This window comes from Tritonibacter mobilis F1926 (genome assembly GCF_000376545.2).
Lineage (GTDB): Bacteria > Pseudomonadota > Alphaproteobacteria > Rhodobacterales > Rhodobacteraceae > Epibacterium > Epibacterium mobile.
Window position 1 is genome coordinate 458,081 of the sequence record NZ_CP015231.1, and the last position, 16,920, is coordinate 475,000.

Below are 16,920 nucleotides of genomic sequence, written 5' to 3' on the forward strand. Positions count from 1 at the left end.
TGCTGAAGGATAGCGTCCGGTTTGCTATATTCGGAAATACGGGATGTGTATGAAGGCTATACCAATATGAATATACCATTGAACTTCCGCCAGGTTGAAATCCTGCTGGCGGTCGCGGACACTGGCAGCACTGCCGCGGCGAGCCGCGCGCTGAACACGTCCCAGCCCTCGGTTTCGCTGGCTATCGCCCGCTGCGAGGAAGTGTTCGGACAGAAGCTCTTTATCCGCATCCCCGGGCGCGGGATGGAGATGACCCCGTTCGGTCAGCACAAGCTTGCACAGCTGCGCGAACTGGAGAAACAGGCCCGCTGGGTGCTGAGCGGCGGCGAGGGCACGCCGGAGTTCCTGACTCTGGGGGTGTTTTCAACGCTCGGCCCGCGCTATGCGCCGCAGCTGGTGCGCCGCTTTTTGGACGCCCGGCCCGACGCCGAAGTCCGCATCCTTGAAGGCGACCTGCAAACGCTATTCGACTGGCTCAGCGAAGGCCGGATCGACCTGGCGCTGCTGTACGATTTCGGAATTCCGTCCGATTTTGTCATCACACCGCTGATGGCCGCGGAGCCCTACGCCCTTCTGCCGAGGGGGCACAAGTTGGCACAGCAGCCCTGCGTTCGCCCCGAAGACCTTGCGCAGGAGCCGGTCATCCTGATGAACCTGCCCCACAGCCGCGGCTATTTCCTGTCTCTGTTGCAGAATGCAAGTGTTTCGGTGCGGGTGGCCCACGAAACCGGCTCGATCGAAATGTTGCGGTCAATGGTGGCCAACGGATTTGGCGTTGGCCTGCTGGCAACCGACCTGCCAGACGGCCCGTGCTATGATGGCAGTCCGGTGATCCGGGTGCCGCTCAACGGTCGCCCGCCGCAGCATCAGGTCGCCCTTGCCCATCGCAGCGCGGCGCTCAAGCGGCCAATCACCCAGGCTTTTACCGCCTTTGCCGAAGCCTGTTTCAGCCTGCCGCCCTGAGCACTAGGTGATCCCCGGCGCTAATCCGCGGCATCCTGAATTGCGTCTATTGTTCTGGCTCCAGCATGCCACGACAAGCCCAAACACAACATTGGTTCTGTAGATGTATGGCTGAGCATGAACCGAAAGTGGGACGGACAGTGTAAGTTTTCTGCAGGCGCGAACGCCCTCTATTGGCTATGCGGAGCCAAGCACCAAGCAAGCCCTACCAGGACGAGATGAGGACGATCGTCGCGAACAGCGGACTACACAGATAAGAATTTCTCTTTCCATGCTTAAGCGAAAGCGGCATGTTCGGCGACTTGCCCTCCCAAGTGTCCGGCATTCACTCTGCGCCTTCATCAGAATGCAAAAGAATAGCTCGCCTCGATACCGTAGCTTGAGTAATCGTTCGCCCCGAACCCGTCGCCGTATGCGCTGAATTGAAACCGGCCACCGTTCGTTAATACCCCACCGTAGCCTAGTTCCAGCCGCATTCGGCCACCTTCATAGGTGGGTTCGCGCAGGGCGGCAGCACCGGAGCCTGAGGTTTCTGACCAGATGCCCGAAACCCCTCCCGTCAGAACTCGCTCACCGGCCTGATGAGTCAGTTGCAGTTCGAAATCTGCGCCTAACTCCACGTTGGTCAACCGAATTCCTTGAACCGGGATCATGTTGCCAAGGTGGTCAATATAAGCGCGCTGATCATCGCGAGTATGAGTGGCCGTCAGGAAGGGAAATACGGTCCAATCGCCACTGATGACCTCTCCAGTGACACCGAGTTGCGCCAGCCAGCGTTCGGTTTTGAACTGATCGCGATAGGTTCCCAATGGTGCGATTTCGTTTTGCGATTGCCCATAGAGAATTTGCGCGCTGAATATCACCGGCTGATCGGGCAGGCGATAAACCGCATAAGGACCGATCAGCCAGCCATAGCCCTCTACCTCGGCTGGTCCTTCGGTGGATTCCGCATAGTCCATTTGCAGCATTGCGCCCAACAGCAAATTTGGCTGCACCTCAATGTGTCGACCAACCGCTGCCAGCGCATAGCCGCTGTCTTGGCCGTCGCTCTCACTAAAGGCAGCGCGCAAACTGGCCCACGCTCCGCCTCGTGGGGAGACCGCCATATCCATATTGACCTGACCCCGGGTGACAGAAGCGTTCAACTGGTTTTCGGAGTTGCGCCCCAGCAGAAAATCTGCGACGCGCGGCTGGTTGCTGATCAGATTGTTGGCACGGCTCTGCATGAAGCCGGCAATCAACTGACTGGTCTGTTCGATAATCCGGTTCAATGCAGTCATTTGGTTCGACGCTGCATTGGGAATACCATTGTTGTCATGGGTTACGCCCGCAGGAAGAGAAACCGAGAGATCACCCCGACCGCTGGCCAGCAATAGTGCCTGATAACGAGCACCACTTCCGCTGAGCGACTGAACTTCGCCGCCGGAGACCACCAGATCGCTCACGGTCAACCCGCTCACCGCCCGCGAAAACTGAATATCGATCTGGTGCTGACCGGGACCACTAAAGCTATCGGTCAGCCCGGTAAGTGTCACGCTTACATCAGTACGAAGGGTGATCCTGATCTGATCGCTGTGGGTTTCGGTGCCATCATCCACGGTGAGAGTAAAATCCAGCACCAGATCCGGGTCACCGAGAGAAAGAGTGGGTGCCGTAAAACTGGGCTGTACCGACGTCGCATCACTCAGGGTGATGCCTGCGGGCGCTGTCCAAAGATAGGTCAGGCCGTCGCCATCTGGGTCCGATGAGCCAGATCCATCCAGAGTGATGAGCACACCGCCACCAACCGCTTGATCCGATCCGGCAACCGCCAAGGGCGCGGTATTGATAAAGCCGGTCGCGGTGAGGGAGGCTGCGACATTGGTGTTGCCTCTGCTGTCCTGTGCCACCCCGGCTGGGAGAGTGATCGAGACCGAGCCGCGTGCCAGCGGGGCAACATCAAACTGGTAGGAACTGGGTGAGTGTTTCACAAAAGCGCTGAGCGCAAGGTTCTGCAGCTGCAAATCGGTCTCATCAAAGCCCGTAACATCACCGCTGAAGTCGACAGTAATCGTCTCGGAGCCGGTGATATTGGACGGCAATCCCGCGAGCGTGGCGGAAATCTCAGCCATCACCGTGACGTCGACGGTGTCTTGGTGTGTCTCGGTGCCATCATCGACCGTCAACGTAAAAGACAGCACCTGATCAGGGTCACCCGGCGCTGGGGTGGGTGTCGTAAAACTTGGCTGTTCCGCCGTCACATCACTAAGGACTATGCCTGCAGGGGGTGTCCAGAGATAGGTCAGGCTGTCGCCATCTGCATCGGATGAACCAGACCCATCCAGAGTGATGAGCACACCGCCACCAACCGCTTGATCCGCTCCGGCATCTGCCAAGGGCGCGGTATTGGTAAAGCCTGTTGCGGAGAGGGAGGCCGCCACATTGGCGTTGCCTCTGCTGTCCTGTGCCACCCCGGCTGGGAGAGTGATCGAGACCGAGCCGCGTGCCAGCGGAGCGACATCAAATTTATATGAGCTTGGCGAAGTTGATGCGAAGTTACTGACCGAAAGGTTCTGCAGCTGTAGATCGGTCTCATCAAAGCCCGTAACATCACCGCTGAAGTCGACAGTAATCGTCTCGGAGCCGGTGATATTGGACGGCAATCCCGCGAGCGTGGCGGAAATCTCAGCCATCACCGTGACGTCGACGGTGTCTTGGTGTGTCTCGGTGCCATCATCGACCGTCAACGTAAAAGACAGCACCTGATCAGGGTCACCCGGCGCTGGGGTGGGTGTCGTAAAACTTGGCTGTTCCGCCGTCACATCACTAAGGACTATGCCTGCAGGGGGTGTCCAGAGATAGGTCAGGCTGTCGCCATCTGCATCGGATGAACCAGACCCATCTAGAGTGATGAGCACACCGCCACCAACCGCTTGATCCGCTCCGGCATCTGCCAAGGGCGCGGTATTGGTAAAGCCTGTTGCGGAGAGGGAGGCCGCCACATTGGCGTTGCCTCTGCCATCCAGTGCGATCCCGGCTGGGAGGGTGATCGAGACCGATCCACGCGCAAGCGGAGCGACATCAAATTGATATGAGCTTGGCGAAGTTGATGCAAAGTTACTGATCGAAAGGTTCTGCAGCTGCAGATCGGTCTCATCAAAGCCGGTGACATCACTGCTGAAGTCGACAGTAATCGTCTCGGGGCCGGTGATATCGGACGGCAACCCCGCGAGTGTCGCGGCGACCTGAGCCATCACCGTGACGTCGACGGTGTCCTGGTGCGTGTCAGTGCCATCATCAACCGTCAACGTAAACGACAGCAGCTGATCGGGATCACCTGGTGCGGGAGAAGGCGCGGTAAAATTGGGCTGTACTGCCGTCGCATCACTCAGAGTGATGCCTGTGGGGGCGCTCCAGTGATAGGCGAGCGTATCTCCATTCGGGTCGGAGCTGGCGCTGCCATCCAGCGTGATTTGCGCGCCGCTTTGTACCACCTGATCTGGCCCCGCATTGGCCACCGGGGTAGTGTTATAGACCGTGCTCACCGGGGCCGCAGCGACCGAGAAAACACCGGGCACCCCTGCGACCGCCACATGTTGTGCCGCATCTGCCGGGACGGAAACCGTGATTGAAGCGCTGCCGTCCGGTGTGATCCGGGCGGTATAATTCGCACCGCTCCCCGAGAAGGACGAGAGCGTACCGCCACTGATCTGAATGTCCGATCCGGTGAAGCCTTTGACGGTTTTGGAAAACGTAATGGTTGCCTCAAACTCACCACCCACCGATGCGGGCACACCGGTAATCTCCGGTCGTGGCTCGTCCACATCCGCATACCCCAAATCGAGCCGAGTCTCGGCGCTGAAGTTACCGGCAACGTCCCGGAACATCCCTGCGGGGAAGGTCACATAAACCGGTCCATCACGTTGCGGTACAATCGTATATCGCATCTGGTTGCCGGGAAGGATACTCGTACCCGTAAGGGTGACCGTCCCCGGAACCGATGCCGAGTATCCGAGCACAAATATCGTCCCGGGTGAGTATTCGAGGACTGCACTATAGCCGACATAGGGGGCGGTGCTGGCGCCCGCATCCACCAGCGTGATGGTGGGCGCAGTGGTGTCCACAAAACCAGAGAGCGTGTTGGAGGCCGTGTTAGCTACGCTGCGGTAATTGGACACCGCACCTGCTGGCAGGGTCAGCGATATGGCCCCGTCCCCATCCGGCGTCGCGGTCAAAGTGTAGGTCTGCGTCTGGCCATATGCGGGCGTCGGCGACCCTGCAGACAGGTTTGAGAGCGTCAGGTTGGTTGCGTCAAAATCCGACAATTGCAGCGCATCTGATGTATCCACGCCCGCATTGAATTCCACTGTCACGATCTGCGCGCCGACTACGTTGCCACTAAATCCGGACAGAGACGGGGTCATGGTGGCAGGCACATCCACTACTTCGATGGTCATGCTCTGGGTGTCGCAGGTCGTGTAGACGCAGGTTTCCAGCGTTGCGGTATAGGTGCCATAGCTCGTGTATGTGTGAATAGGGTTCTGTGCCGTGCTGGTATCTCCGTCGCCAAAGTCCCAGCTCCACCTCATCAACGCCGGTGGCGTGGATGAGGATTGGTCAGTGAAGAAGACTGTATGCGGCACCGAAACTCCGAATCCCGGGTTTGCGGTGAAATCCGCTGTAATGCTGCTGATCCCTTCAGCCGTGCCGGAAAGTGTATTTGAGGCAAGGTTTGGGAACGATAGACTGTCGGTCGCCACGCCTGCAGGTACAATGACCGTTACCGCGCCCGGCCCATCGGGTGAGACTGTGAACGTATAGGTGGCCCCCGCCCCGGCGAAGCTGGAAATGGTGGCGTTTGTCACCTGGATGTCCGATGCATCAAAACCGCTGACTGTCTCGCTAAAGGTTGCGGTGACGGTCTGGGGGTTAATAAAGGTGCTGCTCAGACCCGAAAGGGTAACGGTCGGAACAGGATCAGTGAGCACGACATCTCGCTTCACCACAGTGCCGGTCACCCCGTACAGCCCGTAGTCAAAATCATACCGACCTATGCCAGGCACATCTGCTGTGAACCGGACGAACATTTGATCATCAGACGCGACAGTGCCATCCGCGCCGTCTTGGACAAACCCCGTCACATTCGTGAAACCGCAGTTCGCCTCCAACCACGCGACCGTGATCGGCGAATGAGGCGTAGAAGCGCCGTCGGAGTAGCGAAAATAACTCCCTCCTGCGGCCCTAAAACCGGAAACAGGGGGGAAGATGAAGACGCTGGCACCTCTGGGAACCTGCCGCACCCTTGCCGCGCACTGTCCTCCCGGCATTGAGACTCCCTGTGACGCGTCGTTGGCGTCCAGCGCCTGTGCTGGCTGAGTGGCGCAAAACAATGAGACGACGACCAATGCGCTACAAACGGCAACCTTGGTCACAGATCTGCAGGAGAGACTCTCAAGCCTGCCCCACACCGCCGCTGCAATTTTCATCAGTGTCACCATTCCCAACCTCCCGCCCGGCCACTTTGCCCTGCGCCGCCGCTGCGCAAGCATGCCAAAACATGCCGCTGCCGGTGAGAGCGCGATCAGGAAGAAACCGGTTACTATCTGTCTTAAGGGCCGCCCGACTTAGACATGCGCGGCATCAGGCAAATCATATCCAATTCGCACGGGTCGTGTAGGGAACGTGTTTGTCGAGATAGCGGCTCTTTTTGTCGAATCTCAGCCTGCGATACTGAAAGGTGCTCCGCCACTTGCACGCGAGGCGTCGTTCACCTAGCCTATGCTTGCCCGTTGTTTCTGATAGCCTTTATCTCTGATGTCTCTTGATTCATCTTCTTCTGACGCCTCTCAACCGGTTGAGCTCTGCTTGTCGGGGGTGGAGACCGTAGCGGTGAAGACCGCAGCGGTGGATATCGAGGTCCAGCGGGCAAAGGCCGCCCCGGACACCGGCATCGCCTGGACCAAGACGCGGTTTCGCTCCAACGGCCCGGACACGGTAGAAGTCGTCAGCAACCGGCCTGCAGATTTTGTTTTTACGCAGGTGCCTTTGGGAGGCAGCTTTGCCGCAGAGTTGACCTGCGGAACGCACTACGAAAGCGAAACAGTGGGGCTGGTCCGTCCCCGCGACTCCGGCGCGCTGTTTCGATTGCAGCGGAGCGAGGCCGACATCTTCGGGGTAAATGCACCACTGGAAATGGTCGAGCGATGGTTTGCGGGCAAGGTCCCCAAGGCAGTTCAGAGGATTTTGGACGGGATGGGGGGACCGTCCCTTGTCACACAGGCCCCGCTCCCCAGCCACCTCAGGATTTCGCTTAAGCAGGCGCTGCACAGCCGTCTGCCACTTCGCACTCAGTTGATCGAGGCCGCCGCCCTGCAAATCCTCTGTTATCAGCTGGAGACCCTGTCCACCGACAGCTCTCCCGGAATTGCGCCGCATGAGGTTCAGGCTGCACGAGAAGCCCACGCAATGCTGGAGGCCGAGCCAATGGCACCGCCCGGATTGGGAGAGTTGGCGTCGCGATTGGGTCTGGCGGCCAACCGCTTGGCGTTGGCCTACCGCGAAGTGTTCGGCTGTACCCTGGCGCAGAGCGCCGAACAGGTCCGACTGCACGCCGCATGCGACGCGATACTTGGCGGTGCCCCAATAAAACGAGTAGCGAGCCAACTTGGCTATGCAAGTGTCAGCAGTTTCACCTACGCATTCCGCAGGCAGATGGGCATGCCCCCTCGCAAATGGCTCGACACGCAAGCGCGTAGGGTTAACCGAATAAGGTCAGATTTTTAACATCCGATGGTATCCGCCAGCGACCAGAGAGACACACAACTCAGGCTTCAGAAAGGTTAACGTGCCGCTTTCCTAGCTCTGGTGATGGGATCAGTCGCAATGCATGCGCGCCTACATCCCGGGGGCCGCGGCGTCGAGATCGGAGAAGATCTCGCCGTTCTGCTCGGTCCGGTGCTTCTCAAACTGCGCACCGAGCTGGTGCTCGATCTCGATAGACTCCTGCTCGGTGCCGATTGGCTGCACGTATTTGAGGTTCCATTGTGGCTCCGAACTGACGCGGTAAGCGTTAAAGGCGGCCATCCTCGATATGCTCGACGCCCTGCCCCTGCTGCCAGACGCCTGACCTCCGCCCCCTCATCTGATCATTTCAAATCGGCCTTGGCCGATCCCGAACCTATGGAGAACGCTCATGTCCAATATTCAGAGCTGGGCCCCCTATGCCCGCGATATCCTGCGCCGTTTGCGCCACGCTCAAACTGTCGTCACCAACGATCTCTTCGATGAAGCAAAGCAAATCGTCCCTGTCGAGGATCCGCCCGCCCGGAACCTCCTGCAATCCCTAAGCGAACTTGAAGAGGCGCAAACACGCGACAGCCAGGAGCTCGCCGAACTGCGTGAGGCCGGGATTGATGGCTTCGCGATGGATGAGGATGGCAACGACAGGCCACAGCACAGTATCCCAGCCGACACGATCTTGGTGTGCCTGCAACTCGCCGCCAGCTTCGGCACGCATAAAGGATTCTGCGAGCGAGCACTGGTGCCAGGTGCTGTCAACGTGATCGAAGGCTTCAAAATGAACCAGATGGAGACTGCTGCCACGCAGATCGGGCGCTTGTTCCTGCCTGAGGGCTGGGCGGCGCAAACCTATGCGGCAAAAAACGTGACCTCGCCTGCCCTGCAAATCATCTCTCCGCCAGTCGGCAATTCAGGCACGCTCAGCCCCAACTGCCAACGCGAGTTTAAACGCAAAGTTCTATCGAGTCTGGCGCAACCTCATCCCCTGCTCATTCTGCTGCCTGAAGGGCTGCAACTCGATCCCAACCTGCGCCATGTTCTTCCCAAAGCTCAGCGGCTCGTCGCCCTTGATGGGGACATGATGTTGATGCTTCTGTCCGAGACTCACAGTGCGACCCGTAAGATCGACAGCGATGTGGTGCGTCCGCTTCTTCCGCACGATGCAGACCTCAAATCGCTGGACACACCGATCCTACTTGCTAGCCTTCGCGCACCGACAGCGGCAGGGGCTGCAAAACAGATGTCGGATCTGCTGCACACACCAGTTGATCCCAACCGTATGACCCTGGACGACATCAACGGCAACTCACCCGCCCATCACGCGGCACAGGGCCTGGTCGACGATCTGACGACCTGGCGCGCTGGCCAGACGCCTTGGTCCGCAATTCCACATTCGCTCTTGATCAGCGGCGAGCCGGGAGTTGGCAAATCTTTCCTGGCCCGGGCGGTCTCTGCATCGGCAGAGGTGCCATTAATCGAAAGCTCGTTCGGCCGGTGGCAAGCCCAAGGACACTTGGGCGACATGCTGGGCGCGATGCGCAAGTCCTTCGCTGAAGCCATCGAGAAGAAGCCAGCGGTATTGTTCATCGATGAGATCGACTCCGCTGGGGCGCGCGATTCAGCTGATAAGAACAACAGCAATTACCGGCACCAAGTCATCAATCAGTTCCTCGCAGAAGTAGATGCGCTGATGCGCGAAGAAGGCGTGCTGCTCATCGGCGCCTGCAACCACCCCGGGAATCCCGATCCCGCAATTTTGCGACCCGGACGGTTTGACCACCACGCTGAACTCGGACGTCCACCGCTCGCGCAGGTTCGGCACATGATCTCCCGCGTGCTCCCAGGGGACACAAAGCTGGAGGAGCTGGCGCTCGAATTCGCGGGGCAGACGCCCGCAGAAATCGATGCGCAGCTGCGATCAGCCAAGTCGACCGCGCGCCGGGCAGGTGGCAGTTTTGATGCCGCTTGGGTGCTGGCACATCTGCCTGCCGCGACCCCGCAGACGAACGCACGCCAACGCCGCATCGCGCTGCATGAGAGTGGCCATGCGATTGCAGCCGCCCTCCTCCGGGCCGTGCCCGTGACTCAAATGGTGCTGGCGAAAGGCACCGGGCAGACTCACAGGTCCAATGTCGTACATGAAGGACTACTCAGCGAGTTTGAGGATGAGATGACAATTCTACTGGCTGGGAGGGCGGCAGAACGGCTGACCCTCGGCACCATCAGCGCGGGCGCCGGTGGCGAAGACGGCAGCGACCTGCAGCTGGCGACGCAGCTGCTTCTGAGCTGCGATCGCCAGGCAGGCCTTGGCATCCATGGCAACAGCTGGCTCGGCAAAGCTGAGATGTCTCGACTGACGCAGCACGAACGGGACCGATTGCGGGTCAAACTCGACAAAATGGAGCGCCGGGCCCTGCGCCTGCTTGAGCCGCATCGCGAGCGACTGGAACGCCTTGCGGCCCAGCTGCTCGAGGTGCGGGAGATGGATGCTGAGGATCTTCGACCATGGTTGGAAGATCTGATCCCCTCAGCCCGCCCGCCGATTGACAGCCCGCACGCTGGTTTCAAACCAAGCTGATACCAGGCGGGTTTGCCATTTTACATTTGGCAAACCCGCCGCAATGACGGCCAGATTGCACGCGATTTGCTCAATAGCTTTTGGCAAATCGTTGGCCCCCAATCGATCGCTCTCAAAAACATGGAGAACTCTCTCTAGGTAAAACATTGACGGATCAGAGCGTTAGATCCTAGCCCCCGGCGCGACCGCCTGTGACCCGCCAGGGGGAGGTTTTCCACATAAATGCGACCTGACGACGTCGTCGAGGCTTATCGCCCCCTAGAGTGAACACCTCTCCGCCGAGTATCCTGTTTTCATCAACCTCACGGCACTCAACGCCGTCATAGAACAGGAGACCTCGGCCCATGGCACGAGACCGATACAGGCATGCCCAAAGCCCGACCCCACATGATCGGCGCCATCGCGACAAGCGGAACGCGCCGACAACCGGACGCGATCCGGACAAATCAAAGCTCTATTCCTTCTTGCGTGCGCTCGCGCGGGCGGAAGCAGAGCGCGACCATAACATGGACATTCAATAGAGAACGGATCAGCTCATGCCCCACCTCCTGCGCGCCGCCATCTACGCCCGCTATTCCACGGACCTGCAAAGTGACGCCTCTGTCGAAGATCAAATCCGCAGCTGCCAGGACCTCGCCAAGTCGCTTGGGGCCGAAGTGGTCGCCACCTACTCCGATCATGCGGTGTCCGGTGCCAGCCTCATGCGACGGGGCATCCAGTCCCTGCTTCGTGACAACCAGTCAGGTTCCTTCAACGTCGTTCTCGCCGAGGGGCTCGACAGATTGAGCCGCAACCAAGCGGATGTGGCGCAAATCTACCAACAGATGTCATTCACCGATACCCGCACTGGGGAGCTTTAAGGTCGTAGACGTCGAACGCCGCGACATTGCCGAGTTACACCACAAATTCCGCGACAAGCCCTATCAGGCCAATCGGACGCTGGGCGTTCTGTCGAAGATGTTCAATCTGGCCGAGATCTGGGGCCTGCGCCCGGATGGCTCCAATCCCTGCCGCCATGTCCCGAAGTATCGCGAGGTGAAGCGGGAGCGCTTCTTAAGCCAGCAGGAATTGCAACGGTTGGGGCAGGTTCTGACCGAGGTGGAACGCGAAGGCAGCGAAACGCCGCATATGGTAGCCGCATTCCGGCTGTTGATCCTGACCGGCTGCCGGTTGGGTGAGATCCAAACTTTGAAATGGGACTACATCACCGCAAACGGAATGGAGCTACCGGACAGCAAGACCGGGGCGCGGCGTATTCCCCTGCCCCAACCAGCGCGGGATGTGTTGGCGCGCCTGCCGCGCAACCATGATGCGTTTACCCAACGTCTTCATGTTTTGCGGTTTCGGTGCGGCCAATTATTTGGCGACTGACGGTTCTGGGTTGGCTGTCTTCATCGGAAGGTGAAGACTATGTACGGTACCGCAGCAACGCTTTTACCGCACCTCCGCAAGTGCGGTCCGAACCTAAGTGATGGGTATGCAATGCGGGATTGTATTTTTTGGGTGGCGTATTCAGAGCGACCGAATAAGGGAAGAAGTCGATGAAATTAACGTTAGATTGGAATTGTGTTATAGAAGTTGAGGAAGGGCGAGCTCAAGCTAGTCACGTGAGCGATTTGGTCAGTCACCACCGGCAGGGAAATTTTGAGGTTGCGCTTTTAGCTGCTTCGGCGTCTGAAAACTCGAGGTCGAAGAAGTTTCCCGGCAACGCCAATTTATTCAAGGATAGGGTCTCCGCGCTGGGTTGGGATGACTTACCCTTAGTTTCCATGCCTAGTATACTCGGCTTAAGCTATTGGGATTTCAGTTATATTGTTGATGATGACGGCAAATTCAAGCGGGATATGGACGCACTCTGGTGTGTAATCGCCCCAAAGGTGACAAGAAGTCCATCCGACTATCTGCCTGCAGGAGTTTCTTTGACTGACGAAGCAATACAGTCTGAAGAACTGTCAAAATGGAGAAACGCTTGGTGCGATGTGATCTCGGCATACTCACATATCCACGATGATCGAGATGTTTTTGTGACAAATAATACTCGCGACTTTCAAGATAACGCTGAGGCGCTTTCACGCCTTGGAATGAGGCAAATCTTTACCCCGGCTGAAACACTCGAAGGATTGGCACGCCTGAACAGTCAAGGCGAGTAACAAAAGGAAGCTGCGTCCACGCTGCTATTGATCAACATTGCTTGAACGGTGCGCGTGCCGCGAACGTGAACTCGCGCACTCGAAATCGCAACATGAAATCTCGACGGCTCCCGGCACAGGGCTGAGTTTGCGAATGTAGCTATCTGCTCATCGCTAACCTCGAAGCAGGAGGCAGCATAGTGCGGGTCGACCTAGCGGATCTGAAGGTCCGCTCTCGGGAAAGCTATTCGCTCTCGCAACTGTTCTTCGGTGCGCCTTTCATGAATGTCGCGTTTGGGCTGCTAACACCGGATAGGGTTTAGGCTCACCGAAGTAAAACCGCTGCGCCCAGACTACTCGTTCCACATCCACTTAACACAAGAGCGAAGGGAGGGCGGTACAAGTTCATAGTCTGGGAACTGTGAATCATAACCCTCGATATTCCATTCTACTTCGAATATTTCAAAGGTATTCCGAGCATCCCCAGAAGCCAAAGCGCGATCAATGTAGCGGTGGTAAATTGCATCTAGGGCGTTTGGCATTTCCGTCGAATAGACTACTTCCTTTGCCAAAGCCTCACTGTAGGAAAACTTCTTAGCCCAGTTTTTGATGAAAGCCTGCTTGAAACAGGTTTGGTCCGAAAACACAGGAGTTGCGAACCAAACAGCTGAAAAGAGAGAAACAATTGAAACGATGCTGCTTCCAGTCATGACAAAACACCTTCTTCTGCGCCCAAATCGCGATAGAGACCGCTCATAAAACCTCAACACCTGCATACAGAGTTGGTGAGTGAATAGTCTTGCAGTGTTGAGCACTCTTAGCCAACGTCTCCTTCGGGCTTGCATAGTGCGACAAAGGTATGTGTTCCTGATGACGAAGGGTTATTTTTCATCACACTGCTCCTTGGCCTTCTTTTGGGCGTCAAATTTCTCCCAAACATGCATGTGGCCTTTCTGGCGTGCATCGGCAAGCCAGAGCTTCTTGCGTATACCAGCCACCTCAAGATGCTTGTATTTACCTCCTGAGTACTTCGGCCAATCGATAGCCAACCCTTGCTTTACGAGTTCCTCAGACAAGTCACGGCCATCGGGAAGGAAACACTTTGCCACCGTCCGCCCATGTTCATCTTCGTCGGTGATTTCTGCGCGTATGCAATGTCCTTTACACAAGCGCACCATCGCCCATTTAGCTTTCTTACCGTAAGGGTGATGGAGTTCAGGCGCGTCTATCCCGTACAGGCGAACCTGCGTGTTTTGGACTCTAATCGTGTCGCCATCCGTGACGTAAGCTGTGCCTGTGAGTATGCGCGGGAGATCGACCGCGTGTGCAGTCGTCGCGTCGAAGGTTTCAGCCCTTGATATCTCGTCAACCTGCGACGGTCGTGGGCGCGCAGAAGAAGAGATACTGCGACCTCTCCTATAGGTTGAGGTATTTTCAACCGGACCCGGGAACCGATTGGATTGAGGGCGATAGTTTGGCCTAAATAGCGCTCTTAAAAAAGATCTAAACATCTGAAGATGATTACGGAGCGCAACTGTGTATGGCAAATAAATTTGCAGCGGACCACACGCAATATTCCGTTGACCCGAAACAACCGACCTGTCCTCGAGACCTAACTGGAACTGCCCTCGTTTGACCGATTAGTGAGCCGTTGCCTTTTGGCTACACCTTCAATCCGCTCCGTTTGCTTCCACAGTGCTTCCACGGATCTCGAGGCGGAAACGCAAAAAGCGCCCCATGGGGCGCTATCATACTGGAATTATTGTTTCTATTTGGTTGCGGGAGTAGGATTTGAACCTACGACCTTCAGGTTATGAGCCTGACGAGCTACCTGGCTGCTCCATCCCGCGGTGTTTGTTTTTGATTTATCGATTTAGAGAGAATTTGGGTTCTTATTAGGTTTGGCGGTGCCCTACTCTCCCACACCTTAAGATGCAGTACCATCGGCGCAACAGCGCTTAACTTCCGGGTTCGGGAAGGGACCGGGTGTTTCGCTTGTGCTTTGGCCACCAAACCGAATAAGAACCCATGATCTTCGATCCTGGGTTTTTATTCGGTCGGCTGTGAGAGACTTTTGAAGCAAGTCTCGTAAGCCGCCGGAAGGCTTGTACGTTTGTACGAGCCACCCAGGGTCTAGATTTATCAACGTGTTGATCGTCCTGTTTTCAGGAGGTCAACGAGTTGTCCAAGTCAGTTTTGCTTTTTGGTGTTTGGCTGTCTTTTACTGGATCAGATCAAGCCAATCGGGCGATTAGTACCGGTCAACTGAACGCATTGCTGCGCTTACATCTCCGGCCTATTGACGTGGTGGTCTTCCACGGCCCTCAGGGATACCTTGTTTTGAGGGGGGCTTCCCGCTTAGATGCCTTCAGCGGTTATCCTTTCCGAACATAGCTACCCAGCACTACCGTTGGCACGATAACTGGTCCACCAGTGGTTCGTTCACCCCGGTCCTCTCGTACTAGGGGCAACTCCTCTCAAGTATCCTACACCCACGGCAGATAGGGACCGAACTGTCTCACGACGTTCTAAACCCAGCTCACGTACCTCTTTAAACGGCGAACAGCCGTACCCTTGGGACCTGCTCCAGCCCCAGGATGAGATGAGCCGACATCGAGGTGCCAAACACTGCCGTCGATATGGACTCTTGGGCAGTATCAGCCTGTTATCCCCGGCGTACCTTTTATCCGTTGAGCGATGGCCCTTCCACTCGGGACCACCGGATCACTATGGCCGACTTTCGTCTCTGCTCGACTTGTCAGTCTCGCAGTCAGGCTGGCTTTTGCCATTGCACTCAACGAGCGATTTCCGACCGCTCTGAGCCAACCTTCGCGCGCCTCCGTTACGCTTTAGGAGGCGACCGCCCCAGTCAAACTACCCGCCACGCAGGGTCCCGGACCCAGATAATGGGCCGCGGTTAGACATCAAGAGTGCGAAGGGTGGTATCTCAAGGAAGGCTCCACCGCGACTAGCGTCACGGTTTCGATGCCTACCACCTATCCTGCACATCACAATCCTGATGCCAGTGCGAAGCTGTAGTAAAGGTGCACGGGGTCTTTCCGTCTAACCGCGGGAAGCCTGCATCTTGACAGGCAATTCAATTTCGCTGAGTCGATGTTGGAGACAGCGGGGAAGTCGTTACGCCATTCGTGCAGGTCGGAACTTACCCGACAAGGAATTTCGCTACCTTAGGACCGTTATAGTTACGGCCGCCGTTTACCTGGGCTTCAATTCGGAGCTCTCACCCCTCCTTTTAACCTTCAGGCACCGGGCAGGCGTCAGACCCTATACGTCGTCTTGCGACTTCGCAGAGCCCTGTGTTTTTAATAAACAGTCGCCACCCCCTGGTTTGTGCCCCCGGATTCCACTTGCGTAGGACCCGGGCCTCCTTCTCGCGAACTTACGGAGGTATTTTGCCGAGTTCCTTCAACATCGTTCTCTCAAGCGCCTTGGTATTCTCTACCAGTCCACCTGTGTCGGTTTAGGGTACGGTCTGATGGAGGGCTATTTCCAGGGACTGCTCAGCAGCCTGCTCAATCCGATAAGAGCAAACTACCTTCGCAATCCGTCACATCCTCCTGGCCCAGGAATATTAACCTGGTTCCCATCGCCTACGCCTTTCGGCCTCGGCTTAGGGGCCGGCTTACCCTGCTCAGATTAGCTTTAAGCAGGAACCCTTGGACTTTCGGCGAGAGTGTCTCTCACACTCTTTGTCGCTACTCATGTCATCATTCTCGCTAGTGATCTCTCCACGGGATCGCTCACGCGCCCGCTTCATCGAAAGAACTGTTCCTCCAATACGCCCGAAGGCGTTAAGGAGGAGCTGTTCTATGTCACACTACGCTCTGCTACCATGCACTATGTGCATCCTCGGCTTCGGCTCATGGCTTGAGCCCCGTTACATCTTCGCCGCAGGACGTCTTATTTAGACCAGTGAGCTGTTACGCTATCTTTAAAGGATGGCTGCTTCTAAGCCAACCTCCTGGTTGTTTTGGACATCCCACCTGCTTTCCCACTTAGCCATGAATTAGGGGCCTTAGCCGGAGGTCAGGGTTGTTTCCCTCTCCACTACGGACGTTAGCATCCGCAGTGTGTCTGCCATCTAGTACTCCCGGGTATTCGGAGTTTGGTTAGGATCAGTAAGCCTGTGGGGCCCCATTACCCATCCAGTGCTCTACCCCCCGGGGTATTCGGATGACGCTCTACCTAAATAGATTTCGCAGAGAACCAGCTATCTCCGAGTTTGATTGGCCTTTCACCCCTAGGCACAACTCATCCCGACCTTTTTCAACAGGTGTGGGTTCGGACCTCCAGTGCGTGTTACCGCACCTTCATCCTGGTCATGCCTAGATCACTCGGTTTCGGGTCTGATCCCACGAACTCATTCGCCCTATTAAGACTCGCTTTCGCTGCGCCTACACCTAACGGCTTAAGCTTGCTCGTAAGACCAAGTCGATGACCCATTATACAAAA

General features: G+C 57.0%; 10 protein-coding genes, 1 tRNA gene, 2 rRNA genes and 1 pseudogene (1 of these 14 running past the window's edge). 7 read left to right on the plus strand and 7 right to left on the minus strand.

The window, feature by feature from the left end; translation table 11 throughout:
- Nucleotides 1-66 precede the first annotated feature (66 nt).
- The gene (locus K529_RS17685; protein ID WP_046002890.1) at nucleotides 67-963 is read left to right on the plus strand and encodes a LysR family transcriptional regulator; all 897 of its coding nucleotides are present in this window, start codon (nucleotides 67-69) and stop codon (nucleotides 961-963) included.
- Between the two features lie 341 nt (nucleotides 964-1,304).
- On the opposite strand, the gene K529_RS17690 is transcribed toward K529_RS17685, so the two are convergent.
- Nucleotides 1,305-6,083 (minus strand): Ig-like domain-containing protein, encoded by a 4,779-nt coding sequence (locus K529_RS17690; protein WP_046002885.1) that lies wholly within the window; start codon nucleotides 6,081-6,083, stop codon nucleotides 1,305-1,307.
- 748 nt (nucleotides 6,084-6,831) lie between these two features.
- On the opposite strand from K529_RS17690, the gene K529_RS17695 reads away from it, so the two are divergent.
- Nucleotides 6,832-7,725 (plus strand): helix-turn-helix domain-containing protein, encoded by an 894-nt coding sequence (locus K529_RS17695; RefSeq protein WP_052032013.1) that lies wholly within the window; start codon nucleotides 6,832-6,834, stop codon nucleotides 7,723-7,725.
- A gap of 111 nt (nucleotides 7,726-7,836) precedes the next feature.
- Here the strand turns inward: K529_RS17695 and K529_RS17700 are convergent, their stop codons facing one another.
- A complete protein-coding gene (locus K529_RS17700) occupies nucleotides 7,837-8,025 on the minus strand; it encodes a hypothetical protein (protein ID WP_005621561.1) in 189 nt (62 codons plus the stop codon).
- 160 nt (nucleotides 8,026-8,185) lie between these two features.
- On the opposite strand from K529_RS17700, the gene K529_RS17705 reads away from it, so the two are divergent.
- The 5 genes and pseudogenes from K529_RS17705 (at nucleotide 8,186) to K529_RS17720 (ending at nucleotide 12,468) form a co-directional block, all read left to right on the plus strand.
- Complete coding sequence (locus tag K529_RS17705; RefSeq protein WP_162472892.1) at nucleotides 8,186-10,318, plus strand: AAA family ATPase; 2,133 nt, start codon at nucleotides 8,186-8,188, stop codon at nucleotides 10,316-10,318.
- A gap of 344 nt (nucleotides 10,319-10,662) precedes the next feature.
- Nucleotides 10,663-10,839 (plus strand): hypothetical protein, encoded by a 177-nt coding sequence (locus K529_RS23740; RefSeq protein ID WP_204250673.1) that lies wholly within the window; start codon nucleotides 10,663-10,665, stop codon nucleotides 10,837-10,839.
- A 15-nt stretch (nucleotides 10,840-10,854) separates the two neighbouring features.
- Nucleotides 10,855-11,178 (plus strand): recombinase family protein, encoded by a 324-nt coding sequence (locus K529_RS23265; RefSeq protein ID WP_005620424.1) that lies wholly within the window; start codon nucleotides 10,855-10,857, stop codon nucleotides 11,176-11,178.
- Nucleotides 11,159-11,623 (plus strand): annotated as a pseudogene (locus K529_RS17715) (tyrosine-type recombinase/integrase); the annotation flags it as partial. The gene K529_RS23265 and the pseudogene K529_RS17715, both read left to right, overlap by 20 nt.
- Nucleotides 11,624-11,859: 236 nt before the next feature.
- Nucleotides 11,860-12,468: a hypothetical protein gene (locus K529_RS17720; RefSeq protein ID WP_005620419.1), complete on the plus strand. Its 609-nt coding sequence runs from the start codon at nucleotides 11,860-11,862 to the stop codon at nucleotides 12,466-12,468.
- A gap of 332 nt (nucleotides 12,469-12,800) precedes the next feature.
- Here the strand turns inward: K529_RS17720 and K529_RS17725 are convergent, their stop codons facing one another.
- The 5 genes from K529_RS17725 to K529_RS17745 all read right to left on the minus strand — a co-directional run.
- Nucleotides 12,801-13,157, minus strand: coding sequence for a hypothetical protein (locus tag K529_RS17725; protein WP_005620417.1), 357 nt, complete (start codon nucleotides 13,155-13,157; stop codon nucleotides 12,801-12,803).
- Between the two features lie 171 nt (nucleotides 13,158-13,328).
- Entirely contained in the window at nucleotides 13,329-13,958 is a 630-nt protein-coding gene (locus K529_RS23925) for a thermonuclease family protein (protein WP_227512350.1), read from the minus strand.
- 262 nt (nucleotides 13,959-14,220) lie between these two features.
- Nucleotides 14,221-14,297 (minus strand) — tRNA-Met (locus K529_RS17735).
- A gap of 49 nt (nucleotides 14,298-14,346) precedes the next feature.
- A 5S ribosomal RNA gene (gene rrf / locus K529_RS17740) occupies nucleotides 14,347-14,461 on the minus strand.
- Nucleotides 14,462-14,677: 216 nt separating this feature from the next.
- Nucleotides 14,678-16,920 (minus strand): 23S ribosomal RNA (locus K529_RS17745); it runs 600 nt beyond the window's last position.

Coding starts and splice junctions, on each gene's coding strand:
- K529_RS17685 (WP_046002890.1), top strand. CDS start 67: ATGAATATACCATTGAACTTCCGCCAGGTTGAAATCCTGCTGGCGGTC.
- K529_RS17700 (WP_005621561.1), bottom strand. CDS start 8,025: ATGGCCGCCTTTAACGCTTACCGCGTCAGTTCGGAGCCACAATGGAAC.
- K529_RS23740 (WP_204250673.1), top strand. CDS start 10,663: ATGGCACGAGACCGATACAGGCATGCCCAAAGCCCGACCCCACATGAT.
- K529_RS23265 (WP_005620424.1), top strand. CDS start 10,855: ATGCCCCACCTCCTGCGCGCCGCCATCTACGCCCGCTATTCCACGGAC.
- K529_RS17720 (WP_005620419.1), top strand. CDS start 11,860: ATGAAATTAACGTTAGATTGGAATTGTGTTATAGAAGTTGAGGAAGGG.
- K529_RS17725 (WP_005620417.1), bottom strand. CDS start 13,157: ATGACTGGAAGCAGCATCGTTTCAATTGTTTCTCTCTTTTCAGCTGTT.
- K529_RS23925 (WP_227512350.1), bottom strand. CDS start 13,958: ATGTTTAGATCTTTTTTAAGAGCGCTATTTAGGCCAAACTATCGCCCT.